The sequence below is a fragment of the Pseudomonas sp. HMSC066A08 genome, assembly GCF_001813025.1.
GTDB classification, from domain to species: domain Bacteria; phylum Pseudomonadota; class Gammaproteobacteria; order Pseudomonadales; family Pseudomonadaceae; genus Pseudomonas; species Pseudomonas aeruginosa.
This window is the reverse complement of record NZ_KV811286.1, coordinates 1-20,082: the sequence shown is the minus strand read 5'-3', so window position 1 is coordinate 20,082 and position 20,082 is coordinate 1. Positions and strand designations below refer to the sequence as shown.

Annotated in this window: 15 protein-coding genes and 1 pseudogene; 7 read left to right on the top strand and 9 right to left on the bottom strand. The window is 67.4% G+C overall.

Going from position 1 to position 20,082, the window contains the following annotated elements; genetic code table 11:
• Positions 1–50 precede the first annotated feature (50 nt).
• Both HMPREF2886_RS08680 and clpG read right to left on the bottom strand, forming a co-directional pair.
• Complete coding sequence (locus tag HMPREF2886_RS08680) at positions 51–629, bottom strand: DUF2780 domain-containing protein (protein WP_033971391.1); 579 nt, start codon at positions 627–629, stop codon at positions 51–53.
• 101 nt (positions 630–730) lie between these two features.
• Positions 731–3,529 carry an AAA family protein disaggregase ClpG gene (gene clpG / locus HMPREF2886_RS08675; RefSeq protein WP_033978057.1) on the bottom strand — a complete coding sequence of 933 codons (2,799 nt, stop codon included), beginning with the start codon at positions 3,527–3,529 and terminating at the stop codon, positions 731–733.
• A gap of 374 nt (positions 3,530–3,903) precedes the next feature.
• On the opposite strand from clpG, the gene mdtD reads away from it, so the two are divergent.
• Together mdtD and HMPREF2886_RS08665 are read left to right on the top strand one after the other, a co-directional pair.
• Positions 3,904–5,337: a multidrug transporter subunit MdtD gene (gene mdtD, locus HMPREF2886_RS08670; protein ID WP_003084717.1), complete on the top strand. Its 1,434-nt coding sequence runs from the start codon at positions 3,904–3,906 to the stop codon at positions 5,335–5,337.
• Position 5,338: 1 nt separating this feature from the next.
• Positions 5,339–5,706 (top strand): annotated as a pseudogene (locus HMPREF2886_RS08665) (YkvA family protein).
• On the opposite strand, the gene HMPREF2886_RS08660 reads toward HMPREF2886_RS08665, so the two are convergent.
• Together HMPREF2886_RS08660 and HMPREF2886_RS08655 are read right to left on the bottom strand one after the other, a co-directional pair.
• Positions 5,700–6,224: a retropepsin-like aspartic peptidase RloA3 gene (locus HMPREF2886_RS08660; protein ID WP_003113272.1), complete on the bottom strand. Its 525-nt coding sequence runs from the start codon at positions 6,222–6,224 to the stop codon at positions 5,700–5,702. The pseudogene HMPREF2886_RS08665 and the gene HMPREF2886_RS08660 overlap by 7 nt on opposite strands.
• Before the next feature lie 150 nt (positions 6,225–6,374).
• Positions 6,375–6,584 carry a cold-shock protein gene (locus HMPREF2886_RS08655; RefSeq protein WP_003084710.1) on the bottom strand — a complete coding sequence of 70 codons (210 nt, stop codon included), beginning with the start codon at positions 6,582–6,584 and terminating at the stop codon, positions 6,375–6,377.
• A gap of 347 nt (positions 6,585–6,931) precedes the next feature.
• Between HMPREF2886_RS08655 and dbpA the strand changes: the two genes are divergently transcribed.
• Both dbpA and yccS read left to right on the top strand, forming a co-directional pair.
• The gene (dbpA, locus tag HMPREF2886_RS08650) at positions 6,932–8,308 is read left to right on the top strand and encodes an ATP-dependent RNA helicase DbpA (RefSeq protein WP_033978059.1); all 1,377 of its coding nucleotides are present in this window, start codon (positions 6,932–6,934) and stop codon (positions 8,306–8,308) included.
• Between the two features lie 256 nt (positions 8,309–8,564).
• The gene (yccS, locus tag HMPREF2886_RS08645; protein WP_070747152.1) at positions 8,565–10,766 is read left to right on the top strand and encodes a YccS family putative transporter; all 2,202 of its coding nucleotides are present in this window, start codon (positions 8,565–8,567) and stop codon (positions 10,764–10,766) included.
• On the opposite strand, the gene HMPREF2886_RS08640 is transcribed toward yccS, so the two are convergent.
• The 3 genes from HMPREF2886_RS08640 to HMPREF2886_RS08630 all read right to left on the bottom strand — a co-directional run bounded on the left by HMPREF2886_RS08640 (position 10,763) and on the right by HMPREF2886_RS08630 (position 13,724).
• Positions 10,763–11,494, bottom strand: coding sequence for a substrate-binding periplasmic protein (locus tag HMPREF2886_RS08640; protein ID WP_033971383.1), 732 nt, complete (start codon positions 11,492–11,494; stop codon positions 10,763–10,765). The two genes, yccS and HMPREF2886_RS08640, sit on opposite strands and share 4 nt — an antisense overlap.
• A gap of 107 nt (positions 11,495–11,601) precedes the next feature.
• Positions 11,602–12,396, bottom strand: coding sequence for a slipin family protein (locus tag HMPREF2886_RS08635; RefSeq protein WP_033971382.1), 795 nt, complete (start codon positions 12,394–12,396; stop codon positions 11,602–11,604).
• On the bottom strand, positions 12,393–13,724 hold the full coding sequence (locus HMPREF2886_RS08630; RefSeq protein WP_079394866.1) for an NfeD family protein: 1,332 nt from the start codon (positions 13,722–13,724) through the stop codon (positions 12,393–12,395). The genes HMPREF2886_RS08635 and HMPREF2886_RS08630 overlap by 4 nt, the downstream gene beginning before the upstream one ends.
• A 379-nt stretch (positions 13,725–14,103) precedes the next feature.
• On the opposite strand from HMPREF2886_RS08630, the gene HMPREF2886_RS08625 reads away from it, so the two are divergent.
• Positions 14,104–15,726, top strand: coding sequence for an inorganic phosphate transporter (locus tag HMPREF2886_RS08625; RefSeq protein ID WP_033971379.1), 1,623 nt, complete (start codon positions 14,104–14,106; stop codon positions 15,724–15,726).
• A gap of 42 nt (positions 15,727–15,768) precedes the next feature.
• Here HMPREF2886_RS08625 and HMPREF2886_RS08620 read toward each other — a convergent pair whose 3' ends face one another.
• Together HMPREF2886_RS08620 and HMPREF2886_RS08615 are read right to left on the bottom strand one after the other, a co-directional pair.
• On the bottom strand, positions 15,769–16,173 hold the full coding sequence (locus HMPREF2886_RS08620) for an acyl-CoA thioesterase (protein ID WP_003084686.1): 405 nt from the start codon (positions 16,171–16,173) through the stop codon (positions 15,769–15,771).
• A gap of 152 nt (positions 16,174–16,325) precedes the next feature.
• The gene (locus tag HMPREF2886_RS08615) at positions 16,326–17,234 is read right to left on the bottom strand and encodes a LysR family transcriptional regulator (protein WP_070747150.1); all 909 of its coding nucleotides are present in this window, start codon (positions 17,232–17,234) and stop codon (positions 16,326–16,328) included.
• A gap of 220 nt (positions 17,235–17,454) precedes the next feature.
• On the opposite strand from HMPREF2886_RS08615, the gene HMPREF2886_RS08610 reads away from it, so the two are divergent.
• Complete coding sequence (locus tag HMPREF2886_RS08610) at positions 17,455–18,636, top strand: acyl-CoA dehydrogenase (protein ID WP_003084682.1); 1,182 nt, start codon at positions 17,455–17,457, stop codon at positions 18,634–18,636.
• Positions 18,637–18,755: 119 nt separating this feature from the next.
• Complete coding sequence (locus tag HMPREF2886_RS08605) at positions 18,756–19,979, top strand: CaiB/BaiF CoA transferase family protein (RefSeq protein ID WP_033978062.1); 1,224 nt, start codon at positions 18,756–18,758, stop codon at positions 19,977–19,979.
• Positions 19,980–20,082: the final 103 nt, after the last annotated feature.

Genomic DNA, 20,082 nt, shown 5'->3' with positions numbered 1-20,082 from the left:
GTAGGGCGGATAACCGCAACGCGGTTATCCGCCGATCCGCTGGCGGCAGATCAGAGCAACGACGAGCCGCCCGCCTTGCTCACCCCCCAGAGGTTGCTCAGGCTGCCCAGCAACTCGCTGTTGGCGCCCTGCTTGCCGAAATAGTCGACCAGCACCTGGGCGAACTTCTCGGTCATCCCGCTATCCATGCCCAGGGTGTTGAAGGCCTTGTTCACGTCGCCCATGCTGTCCGCATTGCCGAGCAACGAACCGAGGCCCTGGCTTTCGCCGCCGCTCTTGCCGAGCACGTTGCCGAGCCCGCCGAGACCGGCCAGGGCGTTGTTGCCGGCCAGCTTGTCGAGTCCCGGGATGGTCTTCACCAGTTGCGAATAATCGTTGCCGGCCAACTGGTTCTTGGCCAGACCGAGCAGGGCGCCGGTACCGCCGACCGCCTGCTCCTGGCTGACCCCGAGCTGGCCGGTGAGTGCGCCGAGCAGACCGCTGGTCTGCGGGGTGGTGGCTACCTGGGCGGAGTCGCCCTGGGATGCCCCGGCGACCGCCTTGGCGGCGTCCCCGAGGTTGAAGGCGAACGCGGAAGCGGCACTGAACAGCAGGGCCGCGGCCAGGGTAGCGTGGGTGGTGACGCGCATCGGCAATTCCTCATGAGATATCGAACGCCCCGGCCGCATTCGCGGGCCGGGGTGAGATTTCGACCGGCCGGCCGGTGCCTTGTTCCCCAACCTTGGTCGGGTCACTTGGCCTTCGGCTTGTCGGCCTTGCCCTTGGCGGCGGCACCTTTCTTCGCCGCCGGCTTCTTCGCCGCCGTCGCCCGTCCCTTGGGCGTCTCGCCGGCTACGGCCTTCTTGCGTGCCGCCGGCTTCGGCGCGGCGCCCTTGCGGTAGCCGACGCCGTCCTTGGCGTCGTGGAAGAAGGTGACCGTCTCGCCTTCCTTCACATCGCCCTTGAGCATGGCCGTAGCCAGGCGCGTCTCCAGTTGCTGACGGATCTGCCGCTTCAGCTCGCGTGCGCCGAACTCCGGCTGGTAGGCCTCTTCGGCGAGGTGGCCGACCAGGCTGTCGTCGATGTGCAGGTAGATGTCCTGAGCGTGCGCGGCGCGCTTCACCCGCTCCAGTTGCAGGCGCACGATGTCCTCGATCTGCGCCTTGCTCAGCGACTCGAAGACGATCACCTCGTCGAGGCGGTTGAGGAATTCCGGGCGGAAATGTCCGCGCAGGGTATTCATCAGTTCGCGCTTGAGCTTCTCCGGCGGCTGGGCGAACTCGCCGGCCTGGGCGTTCTTCATGATCAGCTCGGAGCCGAGGTTGCTGGTGGCGATGATGATGGTGTTGGTGAAGTCCACCACGCGCCCCTTGCCGTCGGTCAGGCGGCCGTCGTCGAACACCTGCAGGAGGATGTTGTTGACGTCGGCGTGGGCCTTCTCGATCTCGTCGAGCAGGATCACGCTGTACGGCCGCCGGCGCACCCGCTCGGTGAGCTGGCCGCCCTCGTCGTAGCCGACGTAGCCCGGCGGCGCACCGATCAGCCGGGACACCGCGTGGCGCTCCATGTATTCGCTCATGTCGATGCGGATCATCGCGTCCTCGTCGCCGAACACCACCTCGGCCAGGGCCTTGGCCAGCTCGGTCTTGCCCACCCCGGTCGGGCCGAGGAACAGGAAGGTGGCGATCGGCCGGCTGCCCTGGCGCAGCCCGGCGCGGGCCAGGCGCACGGCGTCGCTGACCGCGGTGATCGCTTCCTGCTGGCCGATCACCCGCTGGTGCAGACGCTCTTCCATCTGCAGGAGCTTCTCACGCTCCTCGGCGGTCAGCTCGGTGACCGGGATGCCGGTGAGCCTGGAGATGATCTCGGCGATGTCCTCGACCCGTACCTCCTCGGTCTTCGACCCCTGGGTCTGCTGCCAGCGCTCGGTGATCTGCTCGAGGTGTTCCTTGCGCTCCTGGATGCGTTTCTCGAAGACCTTCGCCTCGTCGTACCACTTGCGGCTGGCGGCGTAGTCCTGCTCGCGCTTGAGCTGCGCCAGCTCGGCCTCCAGTTCCTGGATCTCGGCCGGCCGCGAGGTGCTGGCGATGCGCACGCGGGCGGCGGCCTGGTCGATCAGGTCGATGGCCTTGTCCGGCAGGAAGCGGTTGCCGATGTAGCGGTCGGACAACTCGGCGGCGGCGACGAAGGCCTCGTCGCGGATGGTCACCTTGTGGTGGCCTTCGAGCTTGTCGCGCAGGCCACGGAGGATGGAGATGGTCTGCTCCACCGTCGGCTCGGGGACGAACACCGGCTGGAAGCGCCGCTCCAGTGCGGCGTCCTTCTCGATGTACTTCTGGTACTCGTTGAGGGTGGTGGCGCCGATCAGGTTCATCTCGCCGCGCGCCATCGCCGGCTTCAGCACGTTGGCCACGTCCAGCCCGCCTTCGCCGCCGCCCTGGCCGGCACCGACGATGGTGTGCACCTCGTCGATGAACAGGATGATCTCGCTCTGCGCCGCCTGCAGTTCGTCCATCACCTGCTTGAGGCGTTCCTCGAACTCGCCGCGGTACTTGGCGCCGGCGACCATGGCGTTGATGTTCAGTTCGACCAGGCGCTTGTCGCGCAGCACCTCCGGCACCTCGCCCTGGACCATGCGCTGGGCCAGGCCTTCGACGATGGCGGTCTTGCCGACGCCGGGCTCGCCGATCAGCACCGGGTTGTTCTTCTTGCGCCGGGCGAGCACCTCGATGGTGGTCTCGACTTCCTTCGAGCGGCCGATCACCGGATCGAGCTTGCCTTCGCGGGCCAGCCGGGTCAGGTCGCGGCTGAACTTGTCCAGTTGCGGAGTGTTGCTCGGGCCGTCCACGCGGCCGTCCTCGGCGCCCTTGCCGACCACCTTGACCGCTTTCTGTCGCAGCGCCTGCTCGGTCAGGCCGTACTTCTTCAGGAGAGTCCCGGCGAAGCTGTCCGGCACCGCCGCCAGGCCGAGCAACAGGTGCTCGGGGCCGACATAGCTGTGGCCAAGCTCGCGGGACAGGGCGAAGGCATGCTGCAAGGCGCTCTTCACCCGCGGCGAGATGGTCATGTCCTCGCTCGCCTCGCCCTTGCTGGCGCCGCGCACGGCGTTGGCCTCGATGTACTGCTTGAGATCGGCCGGCGACAGGCCGAACTGCTTGAGCACCGCCTGCACCACGTCGGCGTCGGCCAGGGCGTAGAGCAGGTGCTCGGTGTCCACTTCGCGCTTGCCGAATTCGGCGGCGACCTGCGCGGCGCGTTGCAGGTACTCGGTGGTCTGCTTGCTGAAGTACTCGGCGATGTCCACCGCCTCCGGCTCGCGGGCGCGCACCGGGGTGACCGGACTCTGCTCGCCGAAGCCGGAGAAGATCTCGTCGAACGGGCTGCCGCCGCCGAACAGCGACTCCAGCGGCGAGCGCATGCGCTGCTGGCGCATCAACTGGCGGTAGTGCAGTTCGCAGAGGGCGAGTTCGCGGCGCTGGCCGTTCTGTACCAGGCTGACGCGGGCGACGGCGGGACGTTCGTGGCAGATAGCGCAAAGTTCCTGGGCCATGGGAGGGCTCCTGTTTCCACGGAAGGTGGGCTTCGGCGACGGCAGCGGCGACCGGGGTCGCCGAGCGGTGCGTGGAGGACATCGCGACAAGGCGGTGAAGCACGCGCCGTCGAGCATGCAACGCGGGGCATGTCCGTGCGATGACGAAGCGCCGGCGTCGCATCCGCAGCCACTGACGGGGTGACTCTTGAGTACTAGCACAGCAGCCGGCGGACGCCAGCGCTTCGGCTTGACCCAGGACAATGAAAGGCGACCTCTCTGGCTCGCGACTTCCGCCGCAATGCCCGCTGTTCGCCCCAATCCGGTCGCCGGCCGTCCCATCGCGGCGAGAACTTCTCTATGCTTGGGCCCTGTCCGCCCGAGGGAGCCCGTCCATGAGCGAGCCGTTCCAGCTCACCCCCCGCATCGCCCGCCAACTGCCCTGGCTGGTTGCCGTCGCCTTCTTCATGCAAGCCCTCGACGGCACCATCCTCAACACCGCGCTGCCGAGCATGGCCAGTTCGCTGAACGAAAACCCGCTGCGCATGCAGGCGGTGGTGATCGCCTACCTGCTCACGGTGGCCCTGCTGATACCGGCCTCGGGGTGGATCGCCGACCGTTTCGGCACACGCCGGGTGTTCCTCGGCGCGGTACTGCTGTTCAGCCTCGGCTCGTTGCTTTGCGCGCTTTCGCCGAGCCTCGAACTGCTGGTCGGGGCACGCATCGTACAGGGCGTCGGCGGCGCGCTGATGATGCCGGTGGGACGGCTGGTGATCCTCCGCGTCTACCCGCGCCAGGACCTGGTGCGGGTTCTCAGCTTCGTCACCATTCCCGGACTGCTCGGCCCGCTGGCGGGACCGACGCTGGGCGGCTGGCTGGTGGAGTACGCCTCCTGGCACTGGATCTTCCTGATCAATCTGCCGGTCGGCCTGCTCGGCTGCCTGGTGGCGATGAAACTGATGCCGGACCTGCGCAGCCCGGTGCCGAGCCGTTTCGACAGCATCGGCTTCCTGCTCTTCGGCGGCTCCATGGTGCTGATCTCCATCGCCCTGGAAGGACTCGGCGAGCTGCACCTGTCGCACCTGCGCGTGGTCCTGCTGCTGATCGGCGGACTGGTCCTGCTCACCGCCTACTGGCTGCGCGCGCTGCGCATCGACAAGCCGCTGTTCCCGCCGAGCCTGTTCAAGGCGCGGACCTTCGCCGTCGGCATCCTCGGCAACCTGTTCGCCCGCCTGGGCAGCGGCGCCCTGCCCTTCCTCACCCCTCTGCTGCTGCAGGTGGGACTGGGCTACCCGCCCTCCACCGCGGGCATGACCATGATCCCGCTGGCGCTGTTCGCGATGGTCGCCAAGCCGATGGCCAAGCCACTGCTGGACTTCTTCGGCTATCGCAAGTTGCTGGTCGGCAACACCCTGATCCTCGGCTGCCTGATCGCCGGCTTCGGCCTGGTCGACCAGGACACCCCCTACGTCTGGCTGCTGCTCCACCTGAGCCTGCTCGGCGCGGTGAACTCCCTGCAATTCACGGCGATGAACACCCTCACCCTGATCGACCTGCAGGACAGCAACGCCAGCAGCGGCAACAGCCTGATGTCGGTGGTCGTGCAATTGTCGATCAGCCTCGGCGTGGCTTGCGCGGCGGCGTTGCTGGGCGGTTTCCAGACCGACCTGGATACGGGGCAGGACACCGTGCTCGGCGCCTTCCACGCCACCTACGTCAGCGTCGGCCTGATGTCGATGCTGGCCGCGGCGATCTTCTTCCAGCTCGGCAGCGAGGACGGCCGCACCAGCCCGCGCCGGGTCGATCCGGAAAAGGACCCGGACCTCTAGGATGGCCTGGCTCGCTACGCTCAAGCGCTGGGCTCGCGAGCTGAAGACCGAGGTCATCGTCCTCTGGCTGTGCAGCCGCCATCCGCACATGCCCTGGCTGGCCCGGCTGGTGGCGTTGCTGGTGGTGGCCTATGCGCTGAGTCCGATCGACCTGATCCCGGACTTCATCCCGCTGCTCGGCTACCTCGACGACCTGTTGCTGGTGCCGCTGGGGATCTGGCTGGCGATCCGCCTCACCCCACCCGCGCTGCTCGCCGAGTGCCGCGCGCGGGCTCGCGAGGTCGAGACGCGCCCGCGCAACCTGTGGATGGCTGCGCTGATCGTGCTGTTCTGGGTGGCGCTGGACTGCTGCGCTGGTTCTTCTACTGAGCGGCGAGCGCGCTGCAGGTAGGTTTGCGGGTGAAGGTTCGGGACACGTCGACCGCGCCGAGGTGTTCGAGCGTGCGGCGGCCGAGCAGCACCGGATAGTTCATGTTGCCGCGGTCGCGCAGGGAGAACTGCTCGCGCAGCAGCTTGGCGCCCAGGCAGATGTCCATCGCCACCACCGGACGGCTGTCGCTGCCGCCGGCGCCGCGTACCTTGATCAGCCGCAGCACCTTGCGCTCGAAGGTCACGCTGACCGGCGCCTTGCTGTCGGCGGTGGGCAGCACCACATCGAAGCGCACCCAGCGCTCGCCGTCCTTCTTGTAGCGATGGATATTCCTCGCGTCCAGCGACGAGGTCAGCGCGCCGGTATCCAGCTTGGCCTTGGCCTGCATGCGCTCGGGCATCAGCCAGGACTGCTCGATCCAGCCCCAGTGCTCGGTGGCGGCATGGCAGGACGCGGAAGAGAACGACAGCGACAACAGTGCGGCGAAGGCCAGACGACGGGATTGCACAGGCTTCATCGAAACGACTCCGAACGGGACCGGGCCACTCTGGGCGGGAACTCGTCAAGACAGGGTGAACGGCAGGCGAATACAGTGTGACGGTTTTCTCCGGGCAATAAAAAACCCGGATGCTTCCATCCGGGTTCTTCGGGCTGGGGCCCAGGGATCTTAGTTGATCACCTGAACGCGCTCGGCCTGCATGCCTTTCTGGCCTTGTACGACTTCGAAGCTGACCTTCTGGCCTTCGGCCAGGGTCTTGAAGCCGTTACCTTCGATGGCACGGAAGTGAACGAAAACGTCCGGGCCGCTTTCCGGGGTAATGAAGCCGTAGCCTTTGGTTTCGTTGAACCACTTAACGGTGCCGTTCTGACGGGACATTGCAAGTTCTCCTTGGAACTATGGGTATTGATTTAGCCACGAAATCGTAGCCGGTAACTGAGTTGCAAGGAGTTACAAGGAGTCGAGCAGGACGGGCTGGAATTTCCGACCGCATCAGGTCACGATCGACGGCGACCCATGCAAACACAGTGTCAGCACTCTACGACAAAAAACTGAGGAAAGCGAACCTGTATAAAAATACAGAAACGCGCTTTTTTCGTTTTTCTGACGAACGGTACTGGCCAAAGATACATTGCCTGTCGCTGCTGCTCCGGCGGCGATCGCACGCGGCAAGCCGCCGCAGGCTGCTAGACTAGCCGCTCGTATCGCCTGCCGAGCCCTGCCCCGTGATCTCCACCGCTTTCTCCTCGCTGCCGCTTTCCGCGGACCTCCTGGCCAATCTCGACTCCCTCGGTTACCGGGAGATGACGCCGATACAGGCGCAGAGCCTCCCGCTGATCCTCCAGGGCCACGACCTGATCGCCCAGGCCAAGACCGGCAGCGGCAAGACCGCGGCCTTCGGCCTCGCCCTGCTCAGCCCGCTGAACCCACGCTACTTCGGCTGCCAGGCGCTGGTGCTGTGCCCGACCCGCGAACTGGCCGACCAGGTCGCCAAGGAGATCCGCCGGCTGGCCCGCGCCGCCGACAACATCAAGGTCCTGACCCTCTGCGGCGGCGTCCCCTATGGCCCGCAGGTGGCTTCGCTGGAGCACGGCGCGCACGTGGTGGTCGGGACCCCGGGGCGCATTCAGGAGCACCTGCGCAAGGGCACCCTGGTCCTCGACGGGCTCAATACCCTGGTCCTCGACGAAGCCGACCGGATGCTCGACATGGGCTTCTACGACAGCATCGCCGAGATCATCGGCCAGCTCCCCGAGCGCCGGCAGACCCTGCTGTTCTCCGCCACCTACCCGGACGGCATCGAGAAGCTGGCGAAGACCTTCATGCGCGATCCGCGGCAGGTGAAGGTCGAGTCGCTGCACGCCGACAGCCAGATCGAGCAGCGCTTCTTCGAGATCGATCCGAAGCAGCGCATGGACGCCGTGGTGCGCCTGCTCCAGCATTTCCGGCCGCAGTCCTGCGTGGCCTTCTGCCAGACCCGCCAGCAGTGCCAGGAGCTGGCCGACGCACTGAAGGCGCAGCGGATTTCCGCCCTGGCCCTGCACGGCGACCTGGAGCAACGCGAGCGCGACCAGGTCCTGACGGTGTTCGCCAACCGCAGCTGCAACGTACTGGTGGCCACCGACGTGGCCGCCCGCGGGCTGGACATCGCCGCCCTGGAAACGGTGATCAACGTCGAGCTGGCGCGCGACCCGGAGGTCCACATCCATCGCATCGGACGCAGCGGTCGCGCCGGCGAGAAAGGCCTGGCCCTGTCGCTGGTGGCGCCGGCCGAGGCCAGCCGCGCGCAGGCCATCGAGGACCTGCAGAAGCAGCCGCTGGCCTGGTATGCCCTCGGCCAGTTGAAGGCCAGCCCGGAGCCATTGCTACCGCCGATGAGCACCCTGTGCATCGCCGGCGGGCGCAAGGACAAGGTGCGCCCCGGCGACCTGCTCGGTGCCCTCACCGGCGACGCCGGGCTGCCCGGCAGCGCGGTGGGCAAGATCGCCATCTTCGACTTCCAGGCCTTCGTCGCCATCGAGCGCGGCCTCGCCCACCAGGCCCTCAAGCGCCTGAGCGAAGGCAAGATCAAGGGTCGCTCGTTCAAGGTCCGCCTGCTGTAGCGCGCCGCCGCTTCGCTCGCCGGGCCCGCTCCGGCGCGCGATATCGCCGCCGGGTAACGTCCGGCGCGGCGACGACGTCTGAGCGTCGCAGGCACGAAGCCTGCATCCGCCAGATGCCCGGCTCGACCGAGCTGCCCACGGCGGTGTTTCCTGCTGCTGCGGGCAGCGGACTTCCAGCCGCGCGAAATCGGCCGATTGAATTAGCCGGACAGGCCACATAGGCTGAACCACGGACCATCGGATAGCACTCCGCCCCATGCCGCCCTCTTCGCTGACACACACGCTCCGCCGCCTCTGGGCCCTCGACAAGTTCGCCTACAGCCTGCGGGTGTTCATCGCCCTGGCCGGCGTCCTGCTGCTGTGCTGGTGGCAGGGCCGCATCGAGCTGCTGATCCCGCTGTTCCTCGGGATCATCGCCAGCGCCCTGGCGGAGACCGACGACAACTGGCTCGGCCGCCTGCAAGCGCTGCTGGTGACCCTGTTGTGCTTCAGCGTCGCCGCCTTCGCCGTCGAGTTGCTGTTCCCCTATCCCTGGCTGTTCGTTTCCGGGATGGCGCTGTCGGCGTTCGGCATGATCCTCCTCGGCGCCCTCGGCGAGCGCTATGCGGCGATCGCCTCGGCGACCCTGATCCTCTCGATCTACACCATGATCGGCGTGGACCAGCGCGGCGGCGAGGTCGCCGATGTCTGGCACGAACCGCTGCTGCTGGTGGCCGGGGCGGCCTGGTACGGGCTGCTCTCGGTGCTGTGGAACGCGCTGTTCTCCAACCAGCCGGTGCAGCAGAGTCTTTCCCGCCTGTATTTCGAGCTGGGCGAATACCTGAGGATCAAGTCGAGCCTGTTCGAACCGTTGCGCCAACTCGACGTGGAGGGCCAGCGCCTCGCCCTGGCACGGCAGAACGGCAAGGTGGTGGTGGCGCTGAACCAGGCCAAGGAGACCATTCTCAACCGCCTCGGCCATGGTCGACCGGGCCCCAAGGTGAGCCGCTACCTGAAGCTCTATTTCATCGCCCAGGACGTCCACGAGCGCGCCAGTTCCTCGCACTACCCGTACAACCGGCTGGCCGAGGCGTTCTTCCACAGCGACGTGCTGTTCCGTTGCCAGCGCCTGCTCAACCAGCAGGGCAAGGCCTGCCAGGCCCTGGCGCGGGCTATCCGCCTGCGCCAGCCGTTCGACTACGCCGACCGCGAGCTGGCCCTGGAGGACCTCCAGGCCTCGCTCGAATACCTGCGCCAGCAGAGCAACCCGGCCTGGAAGGGCCTGCTGCGCTCGCTCGGCGCCCTGGCCGCCAACCTCACCACGCTGGACCGCAAGCTGGCCGGGGCGAGCAACCCGGACGCCATCGCCGACGAACAGGACAGCGCCCTGCTCGACCGCTCGCCGCGCAGCCTGAAGGACGCCTTCGAGCGCCTGCGCCAGCAGCTCACCCCGACCTCGCTGCTGTTCCGCCACGGCCTGCGCATGGCCCTGGCGCTGACCGCCGGCTACGGCGTGCTGCACTGGATCCATCCGACCCAGGGCTACTGGATACTGCTCACCACGGTGTTCGTCTGCCAGCCCAACTATGGCGCGACCCGTCTGCGCCTGGTGCAGCGGATCCTCGGTACGGTGGTCGGCCTGGTGGTCGGCTGGGCACTGATCGACCTGTTCCCCAGCCCGCTGGTGCAGTCGCTGTTCGCGGTCGCCGCCGGGGTCGCCTTCTTCGCCACCCGCAGCAGTCGCTATACCCTGGCGACGGCGGCGATCACCCTGCTGGTGCTGTTCTGCTTCAACCAGATCGGCGATGGCTACGGGCTGATCCTGCCCCGCCTGTTCGATACCTTGCTGGGCAGCCTGATCGCCGGCCTCGCGGTGTTCCTGGTGCTGCCCGACTGGCAGGGCCGCCGGCTCAACCGCATGCTCGCCAACACCCTCGCCTGCAACAGCCGCTACCTGCGGCAGATCATGCAGCAGTACGCCACCGGCAAGCGCGACGACCTCGACTACCGCACCGCCCGGCGCAACGCGCACAACGCCGACGCGGCGCTCTCGACCACCCTGTCGAACATGCTCCTGGAGCCCGGCCACTTCAGGAAGGACGCCGAGATCGGCTTCCGCTTCCTGATCCTCTCGCACACCCTGCTCAGCTATCTATCCGGCCTCGGCGCGCACCGCGAAAGCCTGCCCGAGGACGCCAGCGACGGCCTCCTGGAGCGCGCCGCCGAGCGGCTCTCCGCCAGCCTCGAGGAAATCGCCGCGAGCCTGGAACAGAAGCGCCCGGTCGCCATCTACAGCGAAGAGGAGGAAGCGCTGGCCAAGGAACTGGAGCAGATGCCCGAGGACATGGACGACAGCCATCGCCTGGTACAGACCCAACTGGCGCACATCTGCCGCCAGCTCGCCCCGCTGCGCACCCTGGTCGCGCACTTGCTGAAGAAGGAACTGGCCGGCGCGCAGCCGCTGCCAGGCCAGCCCTAGCGCGCGCCGTAGCGCTCCAGCAGGCGCTGGTAGCTGCCGTCGTCGCGCATGCCGCGGATGGCCAGGTCGAAGCCGTCGACGATCTCGTCATGCCGGGGATTCCTCAGGCTCACCAGCAGGTGCAGGCCGTTCTCGCCAAGCGGGATGGGCAGTACCTCCAGCTTGTCGCGCAAATCGGCCAGCTCGCCCTTGAAGGCGACCCCCAGCGCCAGCTCGTCCTCCACCGCCAGGTCGACCCGCCCCGCCTCGAGCATCCGCGCGGCGTTGGCGAAGCTGGTCACGTTGACCTTCTGCAGACGGCTGTCACGATCGAATTCGGGTGCGTAGGCATAGTCGCGCACGACCGCGATGCGGTAGGGACGCAGGTCGCTCAGGCGGGAAAACTCGATACCCCGCCCCTTGCGTTGCAGCAGGCGGATGCGGTTGCTCAGGTAGGCGCGGGAAAACTGCCCGTAGAGGCTGCGGGCGGGCTCATACCAGGCGCTCAGGGCGATGTCGTAGTCGCCGCTGCGCACGCCGTGCAGGGCACGCGACCAGGGTACCTGCTGGAAGCTCGAGTCGAAGCCGGCGCGCTTGAGCGCGGTGGTCACCAGTTCCACCGCCAGGCCGTTGCCAGGCAGGCGCGAATCGACGAAAGGCGGCCAGGAGTCGCCGACCAGGCGCAGGTTGGCGGCAGGCAGCGCGCAAGGGAGGAGCAATGTCAGCAGCAGGAGTGCGCATCGCAGCATGAAGGAGCGTCCCGGGAGTGGATCGCCACAGCATAGCCATCCCGACCACGGGCACGCATGTCCCCGTGTCGCGGCTCGATGATATTTCCATCACAAACCGCGCGCGTTCACCTCTCCTCGTCCTCTCCGGCGGCCTTTTCGTTCCGCGGCGCGGCACCTGCGTACTGGCCGCCGAAGAGTTCGATCGGCATCGGGAAGACGATGGTCGAACTCTTGTCGCCGGCGATCGCGCCGAGGGTCTGCATGTAGCGCAACTGCATGGCGCCACTCTGCCGGCCGAGCATCTGCGCCGCCTGCATGAGCTTCTCCGAGGCTTGCAGCTCGCCCTCGGCATGGATCACCTTGGCCCTGCGCTCACGCTCCGCCTCGGCCTGCCGGGCAATGGCGCGAACCATCGACTCGTTGAGATCGACGTGCTTGATTTCCACATTCGCCACCTTGATGCCCCAGGCGTCGGTCTGCGCATCGAGCACCTGCTGGATATCCAGGTTCAGGCGCTCGCGCTCGGCGAGCATCTCGTCCAGTTCGTGCTTGCCCAGCACCGCGCGCAGGGTGGTCTGGGCCAACTGGCTGGTGGCGGCCAGGTAGTTCTCCACCTGGATGATCGCCTTCTGCGGATCGAGTACGCGGAAGTACACCACCGCGTTGACCTTCACCGAAACGTTGTCGCGGGAAATCACATCCTGCGGCGGCACGTCGAGGACGATGGTGCGCAGGTCGATGCGTACCATCTGCTGGATCGCCGGAATCACCAGCACCAGCCCCGGCCCCTTGACCTTCCAGAATCGCCCGAGCTGGAACACCACGCCGCGCTCGTACTCGCGGAGGATGCGCAGGGCGCTGAACAGCAGCAGCGCGAGGAACGCCAGCAACATCGCCAAACCATAGGAAATACCCATCATCCACCTCCTTCATCGGCCAGCGCGACTTCCAGGAGCAGGCCCTTGCGCGCCAGCACCCAGACCGGCTGGCCCACCGCCAGCGGCCGCGCGGCGAGCACCCGCCAGCGCTCGCCCTGGAGCAGCACCCAGCCTGCGCAGGGTTGTTCGGAATCCACCGCCGCCACCGTCGCCAGGCTGCCGACCAGACCGGCGGTGCCACTTACCACCGCCTGCCGGCGAGTGCGCAGGGCCATGCCCAGCAGACCGACGATCAGCGCGGCGCTGAGCAACGCCAGGGCCACCACCAGGCCCGGCGGAATGCCGTAGCCGGGCACCTCGGTATCGATCAGGATCAGCGCGCCGACCACGAACGAGACGATTCCGCCGATGCCGAGCACGCCGAAGCTGGCGACGAACGCCTCGCCCACCATGAAGGCCAGGCCCAGCGCGATCAGCGCCAGGCCGGCGTAGTTGACCGGCAGCATCTGCAGGGCGTACAGGCCGAGCAGCAGGCAGATGCCGCCGAGCACGCCGGGCAGCGCCATGCCGGGATTGGCCAGTTCGAAGATCAGCCCGTAGATGCCGATCATCATCAGGATCAGCGCCACGCTGGGATCGGTGAGCACCGCCAGCAACCGCGCGCGCCAGTCGGGTGCCTGACGTTCCACCGTGGCACCGGCGGTAGACAGGGTCAGCGCGCGCTCGCCGACGCGCAGGCTGCGGCCGTCGAGTTGGCGCAGCAGGTCGGGCAGGTCGCGGGCCTGCAAGTCGATCACCTTCTGCGCCGCCGCCTCGTGCGCAGCCAGGCTGACCGCCTCGCGCACCGCGCGCTCGGCCCATTCGGCGTTGCGCCCGCGCAATTGCGCGAGGCCACGGATATAGGCGGCGGCGTCGTTGACCTGCTTGCGTGCCATGGGTTCGGCGTCCCGCGCCGGGGGCTTCTCCGCGGGCTTGTCCGGCGTCCCCAGGCGCACCGGGGTGGCGGCGCCGAGGTTGGTGCCCGGCGCCATCGCCGCGATATGGCAGGCATACAGGATGTAGGTACCGGCGCTCGCCGCCCGCGCCCCGCTGGGCGCGACGAAACCGGCGACCGGCACCTGGCTGGCGAGGATCGCCTTGACGATGCGCCGCATCGATGCGTCCAGGCCGCCGGGCGTGTCCAGTTCCAGCACCACCAGTTGCGCGCCGTCCTCGGCGGCACGCTCTATGCCGCGCACCAGGTAATCGGCGCTGGCCGGGCCGATCGCACCATCCACCGAGAGCACCCGAACCGGTCCGGAGGCCGCGAGACAGGCCGGGCCGGCTAAGCACAGCAACAGCGCCAGCGCCAGCCGGCACGGCATCCGCATATCGACCTCCCCGACCGTCCGGCCGGGCCACCCCGGGACGAAGGCGCTCGTCCCGCGCACCGGGCCGGCAAGCGACCGGCCCCGCCGCGCACTTCTCAGTCTAGTCCAGTGGCTCTCGCCTTCCCCGCGCGTGTCCGGATCGGCAAATCTCTCAACATGCCAACTTTCTAGCGACGAAATGATGGCACTCGCCACAGGAATTCATTAATCTTCGCGGCCGCAGCGGGCAGGCCGCCTGGCGCCCGACCCCATCCGGCTTCCGGCGGCCTCCCGCGGCCCTTGTCCTTTCTTCGCCAGACGAAGCCGGTATGCGAAAGACATAACTTGTCACAATCGCCTGCCCATCATGTGCCGGTCATCCCCAGCGCGGACCCGCACCATGACCTCCGATGTCCTACCCGCCGACGCCGTCGCCAGTGCCGCCGGCAACGCGCACAAGCCCCATCTCGAGCAGCGTCCCGGCCGCCTCACCGCCCTCGTATTCTTCGCCGTGCTCGCCACCGGACTGCTGTTCAGCGCCTACAGCCTGATGCAGGACGTCGATGACGTCGGTACCGCGATCACCACCTGGACGCCCTTCCTGCTGCTCGGCGTGGCCCTGCTGATCGCCCTCGGCTTCGAGTTCGTCAACGGCTTCCACGACACCGCCAACGCGGTGGCCACGGTGATCTACACCCACTCGCTGCCGCCGCACTTCGCGGTGGTCTGGTCGGGCTGCTTCAACTTTCTCGGCGTATTGCTCTCCAGCGGCGCGGTGGCCTTCGGCATCATCGCCCTGCTGCCGGTGGAACTGATCCTGCAAGTCGGCTCCTCGGCCGGCTTCGCCATGGTCTTCGCCCTGCTGATCGCCGCCATCCTGTGGAACCTCGGGACCTGGTGGCTGGGCCTGCCGGCATCGTCCTCGCACACCCTGATCGGCTCGATCATCGGCGTCGGCGTGGCCAACGCGCTGATGCACGGGCGCGATGGCACCAGCGGGGTGGACTGGGGCCAGGCGACCAAGGTCGGCTACTCCCTGCTGCTCTCGCCGCTGATCGGCTTCGCCTGCGCCGCCCTGTTGCTCCTGGCGCTGCGCCTGCTGGTGAAGAACCGCGCGCTGTACAAGGCGCCGAAGGGCAAGGCGCCGCCGCCCTGGTGGATCCGCGGCCTGCTGATCCTGACCTGTACCGGGGTGTCCTTCGCCCACGGCTCCAACGACGGACAGAAAGGCATGGGCCTGATCATGCTGATCCTGGTCGGCACCCTGCCGATGGCCTACGCCCTGAACCGCACCATGCCGGCGGACCAGGCGGTGCAGTTCGCCGCCGTCGCCGAGGTCACCCAGCAAGCGCTGGTGAAGAGCGCGCCGCAACCGGCGCCGGCCGATCCGCGCCAGGTACTCTCCGACTACGTGCGCAGCAAGCAGGCGTCGCCTGAGCTGATCCCGGCGCTGGCCGCCCTGACCGGCTCGATCGGCCAGGAAGTGAAAGGCTATGGCGCATTCTCGCGGGTACCGGCACAAGCCATGGGCAACGTGCGCAACGACATGTACCTGACCTCCGAGGCGATCCGCCTGATGGACAAGGACGGCGTCGGCCGCTTCGACGCCGACACCCGCGGCAAGTTGCAGGCGTTCAAGCGGAAGATCGACGACGCCACCAAGTTCATCCCGCTATGGGTGAAGATCGCCGTGGCCATCGCCCTCGGCCTGGGCACCATGGTCGGCTGGAAACGCATCGTGGTGACGGTCGGCGAGAAGATCGGCAAGACCCACCTGACCTACGCCCAGGGCGCCTCGGCGGAAACCGTGGCGATGCTGACCATTGGCGCGGCGGACCTGTATGGCTTGCCGGTATCCACCACCCATGTGCTGTCTTCCGGGGTGGCCGGGACCATGGCGGCGAACGGTTCGGGACTACAGTGGAAGACCATCCGCAACCTGCTGATGGCCTGGGTGCTGACGCTGCCGGCGGCGATCCTGCTCTCGGCCTCGCTCTACTGGCTGCTCACCCGGCTGTTCTGAAACACGGCGGCCGGCACGGGTGCCGGCCGCTTGTCGCGCCGATCAGGGCAGGACTTCGTCTTCCTTGAACTGGTCCTTGATGTAGGTGATCTCGGTCTTGCCGTGGGGCGCCGGCAGGCCGTCCGGGCCGAGGTTGACGAAGACCATCTTGTCGATGGTGAGGATGCTCTTGCGGGTGATCTTGTTGCGCACGTGGCAGGTCATGGTCAGCGAGGTACGACCGAAGTCGGTGGCGGTGATGCCCAGCTCGATGATGTCGCCCTGGCGCGCCGAGCTGACGAAGTTGATCTCGGAAATGTACTTGGTGACCACGCGCTGGTTGCCCAGCTGGATGATCGCGTAGATCGCCGCTTCTTCGTCGATCCAGCGCAGCAGGCTGCCGCCGAACAGGGTGCCGTTGGGGTTGAGATCTTCTGGCTTGACCCACTTGCGGGTGTGGAAATTCATGTGAACTCCTGGTGTGGTGCTCCGCGGCCGCCATCCTGGCCGTCGTGGAGGATGCCCGGCGGTATCGCCGCCGCGGCTCCGCGGGACCCGGCGGATCGGCCCGGTCCCGGGGGCGGCGCGTCCTGCCTGCGCCACCCGATGTTCCTGCGCGTTCAGCCCAGCCCGTTGGCCTCGCGGTACTGCCTGGCCTCTTCCACCAGCCAATCGCGGAAGGCATTGAGCATCGCCGATTCGACCCTGCGCTCGGGAATGATCAGGTAATACGCGTTCTCGCTCAAATAGGCATGTTGCATGGGCACGATAAGCCTTCCGTCGGCCAGCTCGTCCTGGATAAGGAAGGGCGGTATGAGGGCCACGCCCATGCCGTGCATGGCCGCCTGGGCAAGCATGGAGAACAGCTCGTAGCGCGGCCCGCTCATGTCGTGGGCGATGTTCAGTCCCTGGGAGTGGAACCACTGGCGCCAAGCGTAGGGCCGGGTACTCTGCTGCATCAGCGGCAGCCCGGCGACCTGCTCGGCGCTCAACGTTCGACGCCCGCCCAGCAGCTCCGGGCTGCACACTGGCACCGGATTCTCGCGCATCAGGAAGTGCGAGACGGTACCCGACCAGTCGGCGTCGCCGAAGTACAGCGCGGCGTCGAACTCGGTATCGGCGAAGAGGAATGGGCGGGTGCGGTTGGTCAGGTTGACCGTGACCTCCGGGTGCAGCCGCTGGAAGCGCTTGAGCCGCGGCAACAGCCATTGGGTGCCGAAGGTCGGCACCACCGCCAGTTCGATCGCGCCGCCGCCCTGGTGCCCCATCACCGCCAGGGTGTCGCGCTCCACCGCGTCGAGGCGCACCGCCACCCGCCGGCTATAGGACAGCCCGGCCTCGGTGAGCTTGACCCCGCGCCGCGAGCGGCGGAACAGCTCGACACCGAGGAACTCCTCGAGCGTGGCGATCTGCCGGCAGATCGCGCTCTGGGTCAGGGACAACTCCTCCGCCGCCTTGGTGAAGCTCTCGTGGCGCGCGGCGGATTCGAAGCTGACAAGCGCGGCGGTGGAAGGGATCTTGCGTCGCATGGAGGGCTCCGGAGTGCCGGTTTCGCATCTATGACGCCCAGGTCACGATTCCTCGTGCCTCTTCAAGGGCATGAAATACGAGACTCATTTTCTCGGAGTGAGAAAATAGCACAAGTGCGTGCAAATTCCTCGTTTGCCGCCCCATTCGCTAGGCTCTTAGGATGCTTCCATTCCGGCTGGCCCACGCCAGCCTCCGCTACCGCTTGACGAGGATGTACGCATGGCCACCAAAGCTAGCTTCAACTGGGAAGATCCCCTGCTGCTGGACCAGCAGCTCACCGAAGAAGAGCGCATGGTTCGCGACAGCGCCCAGCAGTTCGCCCAGGACAAGCTGGCCCCGCGCGTGCTCGAAGCCTTCCGCCACGAACAGACCGACCCGAAGATCTTCCGCGAGATGGGCGAGACCGGCCTGCTCGGCGCGACCATTCCCGAAGCCTACGGCGGCAGCGGCCTCAACTACGTCTGCTATGGCCTGATCGCTCGCGAAGTCGAGCGCGTCGACTCCGGCTATCGCTCGATGATGAGCGTGCAGTCCTCGCTGGTGATGGTGCCGATCCATGAATTCGGCAACGAAGCCACCCGGCAGAAGTACCTGCCCAAGCTGGCCAGCGGCGAATACATCGGCTGCTTCGGCCTGACCGAGCCGAACCACGGTTCCGACCCGGGCTCGATGGTCACCCGGGCGAAGAAGGTCGACGGTGGCTATCGCCTGAGCGGCAGCAAGATGTGGATCACCAACAGTCCGATCGCCGACGTCTTCGTGGTCTGGGCCAAGGACGACGAAGGGCAGATCCGCGGCTTCGTCCTCGAGAAGGGCTGGGAAGGCCTGAGCGCCCCGGCGATCCATGGCAAGGTCGGCCTGCGTGCCTCGATCACCGGCGAGATCGTGATGGACAACGTGTTCGTTCCGGAAGAGAACGCCTTCCCCGAAGTGCGCGGCCTGCGCGGTCCGTTCACCTGCCTGAACTCGGCGCGCTACGGCATCTCCTGGGGCGCCCTGGGCGCCGCCGAATTCTGCTGGCATACCGCCCGCCAGTACGTCCTCGACCGCCAGCAATTCGGCCGCCCGCTGGCCGCCAACCAACTGATCCAGAAGAAGCTGGCCGACATGCAGACCGAGATCACCCTGGCCCTGCAAGGCTGCCTGCGCCTGGGGCGGATGAAGGACGAAGGCACCGCGGCGGTGGAAATCACCTCGATCATGAAGCGCAACAGCTGCGGCAAGGCCCTCGACATCGCCCGCCTGGCCCGCGACATGCTGGGCGGCAACGGCATCTCCGACGAGTTCGGCATCGCCCGCCACCTGGTCAACCTGGAAGTGGTGAACACCTACGAGGGCACCCACGATGTCCACGCGCTGATCCTCGGCCGCGCGCAGACCGGCATCCAGGCGTTCTTCTGAATCACCGAGCAACACCCCGGCGCGCTTTTTCACGGTAGCGCGCCGGCCGCCGGGGAGACGGGCAAGGAACCCGTCTTCCCGGCCATTTCCGTTTCCAGCCCCCAGCAGCGAGAACCGTCATGCCCGGCGCCCTTTCCCATATCCGCGTACTCGACCTGTCCCGTGTCCTGGCCGGCCCCTGGGCCGGGCAGATCCTCGCCGACCTCGGCGCCGAGGTGATCAAGATCGAGCGCCCCGGCAGCGGCGACGACACCCGCGCCTGGGGCCCGCCGTTCCTCAAGGATGCCGAAGGCAACGACACCAGCGAGGCGGCCTACTACCTGTCGGCCAACCGCAACAAGAAGTCGGTGACGGTGGACTTCACCCAGCCGGAAGGCCAGCGCATCGTTCGCGAACTGGCGGCCAAGGCCGACATCCTGCTGGAGAACTTCAAGGTCGGCGGGCTCAAGGCCTATGGCCTCGACTATGAATCGCTGAAGCAGGTCAACCCGAAGCTGATCTACTGTTCGATCACCGGCTTCGGCCAGTCCGGCCCCTATGCCAAGCGCGCCGGCTATGACTTCATGATCCAGGGCCTGGGCGGCCTGATGAGCCTCACCGGGCGCGCCGACAACGAGGAAGGTGCCGGTCCGGTGAAGGTCGGCGTGGCGCTGACCGATATCCTCACCGGACTGTACTCCTCCACCGCGGTGCTCGCCGCCCTCGCCCACCGCGACGTCAGCGGCATGGGCCAGCACATCGACATGGCTCTGCTCGACGTGCAGGTCGCCTGCCTGGCCAACCAGACCCTCAACTACCTGACCACCGGCGTGCCGCCGCGGCGCCTGGGCAACGCACACCCGAACATCGTGCCGTACCAGGACTTCCCCACCGCCGACGGCGACATGATCCTCACGGTCGGCAACGACAGCCAGTTCCGCAAGTTCGCCGAGCTGGCAGACCATCCGGAATGGGCCGACGACCCACGTTTCGCCACCAACAAGGCGCGGGTGGCCAACCGCGAGGTGCTGATCCCGCTGATCCGCCAGGCCACGGTGCTGCACACCACCGCCGAGTGGATTCTTTCCCTGGAGCGCGCCGGCGTGCCCTGCGGGCCGATCAACGACCTGGCGCAGGTGTTCGCCGACCCGCAGGTGCAGGCCCGCGGCCTGCGCGTGGAGCTACCGCACCCGCTGGCCGGCACGGTGCCGCAGGTGGCCAGCCCGATCCGCCTGTCCGAGACGCCGGTGGAATACCGCAACCCGCCGCCGACCCTCGGCCAGCACACCGACGAGGTCCTCGAGACGCTCCTCGGCCTGGACGCGACCGCGCTGGAAAGGCTGCGCGACGGCAAGGTGATCTGAGGCCCGCGCGCCGCCCCAGCGACGCATCGGCGGACAACGCCCCACCGTACCCCGCGCAACACCGCGACATAGGGCGCATAACCGCAACGCGGTTATCCGCCGG

Excerpts from the sequence above, each read along its gene's own strand:
- yccS (WP_070747152.1), top strand. The coding sequence starts at position 8,565 with ATGCCGCCCTCTTCGCTGACACACACGCTCCGCCGCCTCTGGGCCCTC.
- mdtD (WP_003084717.1), top strand. The coding sequence starts at position 3,904 with ATGAGCGAGCCGTTCCAGCTCACCCCCCGCATCGCCCGCCAACTGCCC.
- HMPREF2886_RS08625 (WP_033971379.1), top strand. The coding sequence starts at position 14,104 with ATGACCTCCGATGTCCTACCCGCCGACGCCGTCGCCAGTGCCGCCGGC.
- HMPREF2886_RS08605 (WP_033978062.1), top strand. The coding sequence starts at position 18,756 with ATGCCCGGCGCCCTTTCCCATATCCGCGTACTCGACCTGTCCCGTGTC.
- clpG (WP_033978057.1), bottom strand. The coding sequence starts at position 3,529 with ATGGCCCAGGAACTTTGCGCTATCTGCCACGAACGTCCCGCCGTCGCC.
- HMPREF2886_RS08635 (WP_033971382.1), bottom strand. The coding sequence starts at position 12,396 with ATGATGGGTATTTCCTATGGTTTGGCGATGTTGCTGGCGTTCCTCGCG.
- HMPREF2886_RS08660 (WP_003113272.1), bottom strand. The coding sequence starts at position 6,224 with ATGAAGCCTGTGCAATCCCGTCGTCTGGCCTTCGCCGCACTGTTGTCG.
- HMPREF2886_RS08620 (WP_003084686.1), bottom strand. The coding sequence starts at position 16,173 with ATGAATTTCCACACCCGCAAGTGGGTCAAGCCAGAAGATCTCAACCCC.
- HMPREF2886_RS08680 (WP_033971391.1), bottom strand. The coding sequence starts at position 629 with ATGCGCGTCACCACCCACGCTACCCTGGCCGCGGCCCTGCTGTTCAGT.
- HMPREF2886_RS08610 (WP_003084682.1), top strand. The coding sequence starts at position 17,455 with ATGGCCACCAAAGCTAGCTTCAACTGGGAAGATCCCCTGCTGCTGGAC.
- HMPREF2886_RS08640 (WP_033971383.1), bottom strand. The coding sequence starts at position 11,494 with ATGCTGCGATGCGCACTCCTGCTGCTGACATTGCTCCTCCCTTGCGCG.
- HMPREF2886_RS08655 (WP_003084710.1), bottom strand. The coding sequence starts at position 6,584 with ATGTCCCGTCAGAACGGCACCGTTAAGTGGTTCAACGAAACCAAAGGC.
- HMPREF2886_RS08630 (WP_079394866.1), bottom strand. The coding sequence starts at position 13,724 with ATGCGGATGCCGTGCCGGCTGGCGCTGGCGCTGTTGCTGTGCTTAGCC.
- HMPREF2886_RS08615 (WP_070747150.1), bottom strand. The coding sequence starts at position 17,234 with ATGCGACGCAAGATCCCTTCCACCGCCGCGCTTGTCAGCTTCGAATCC.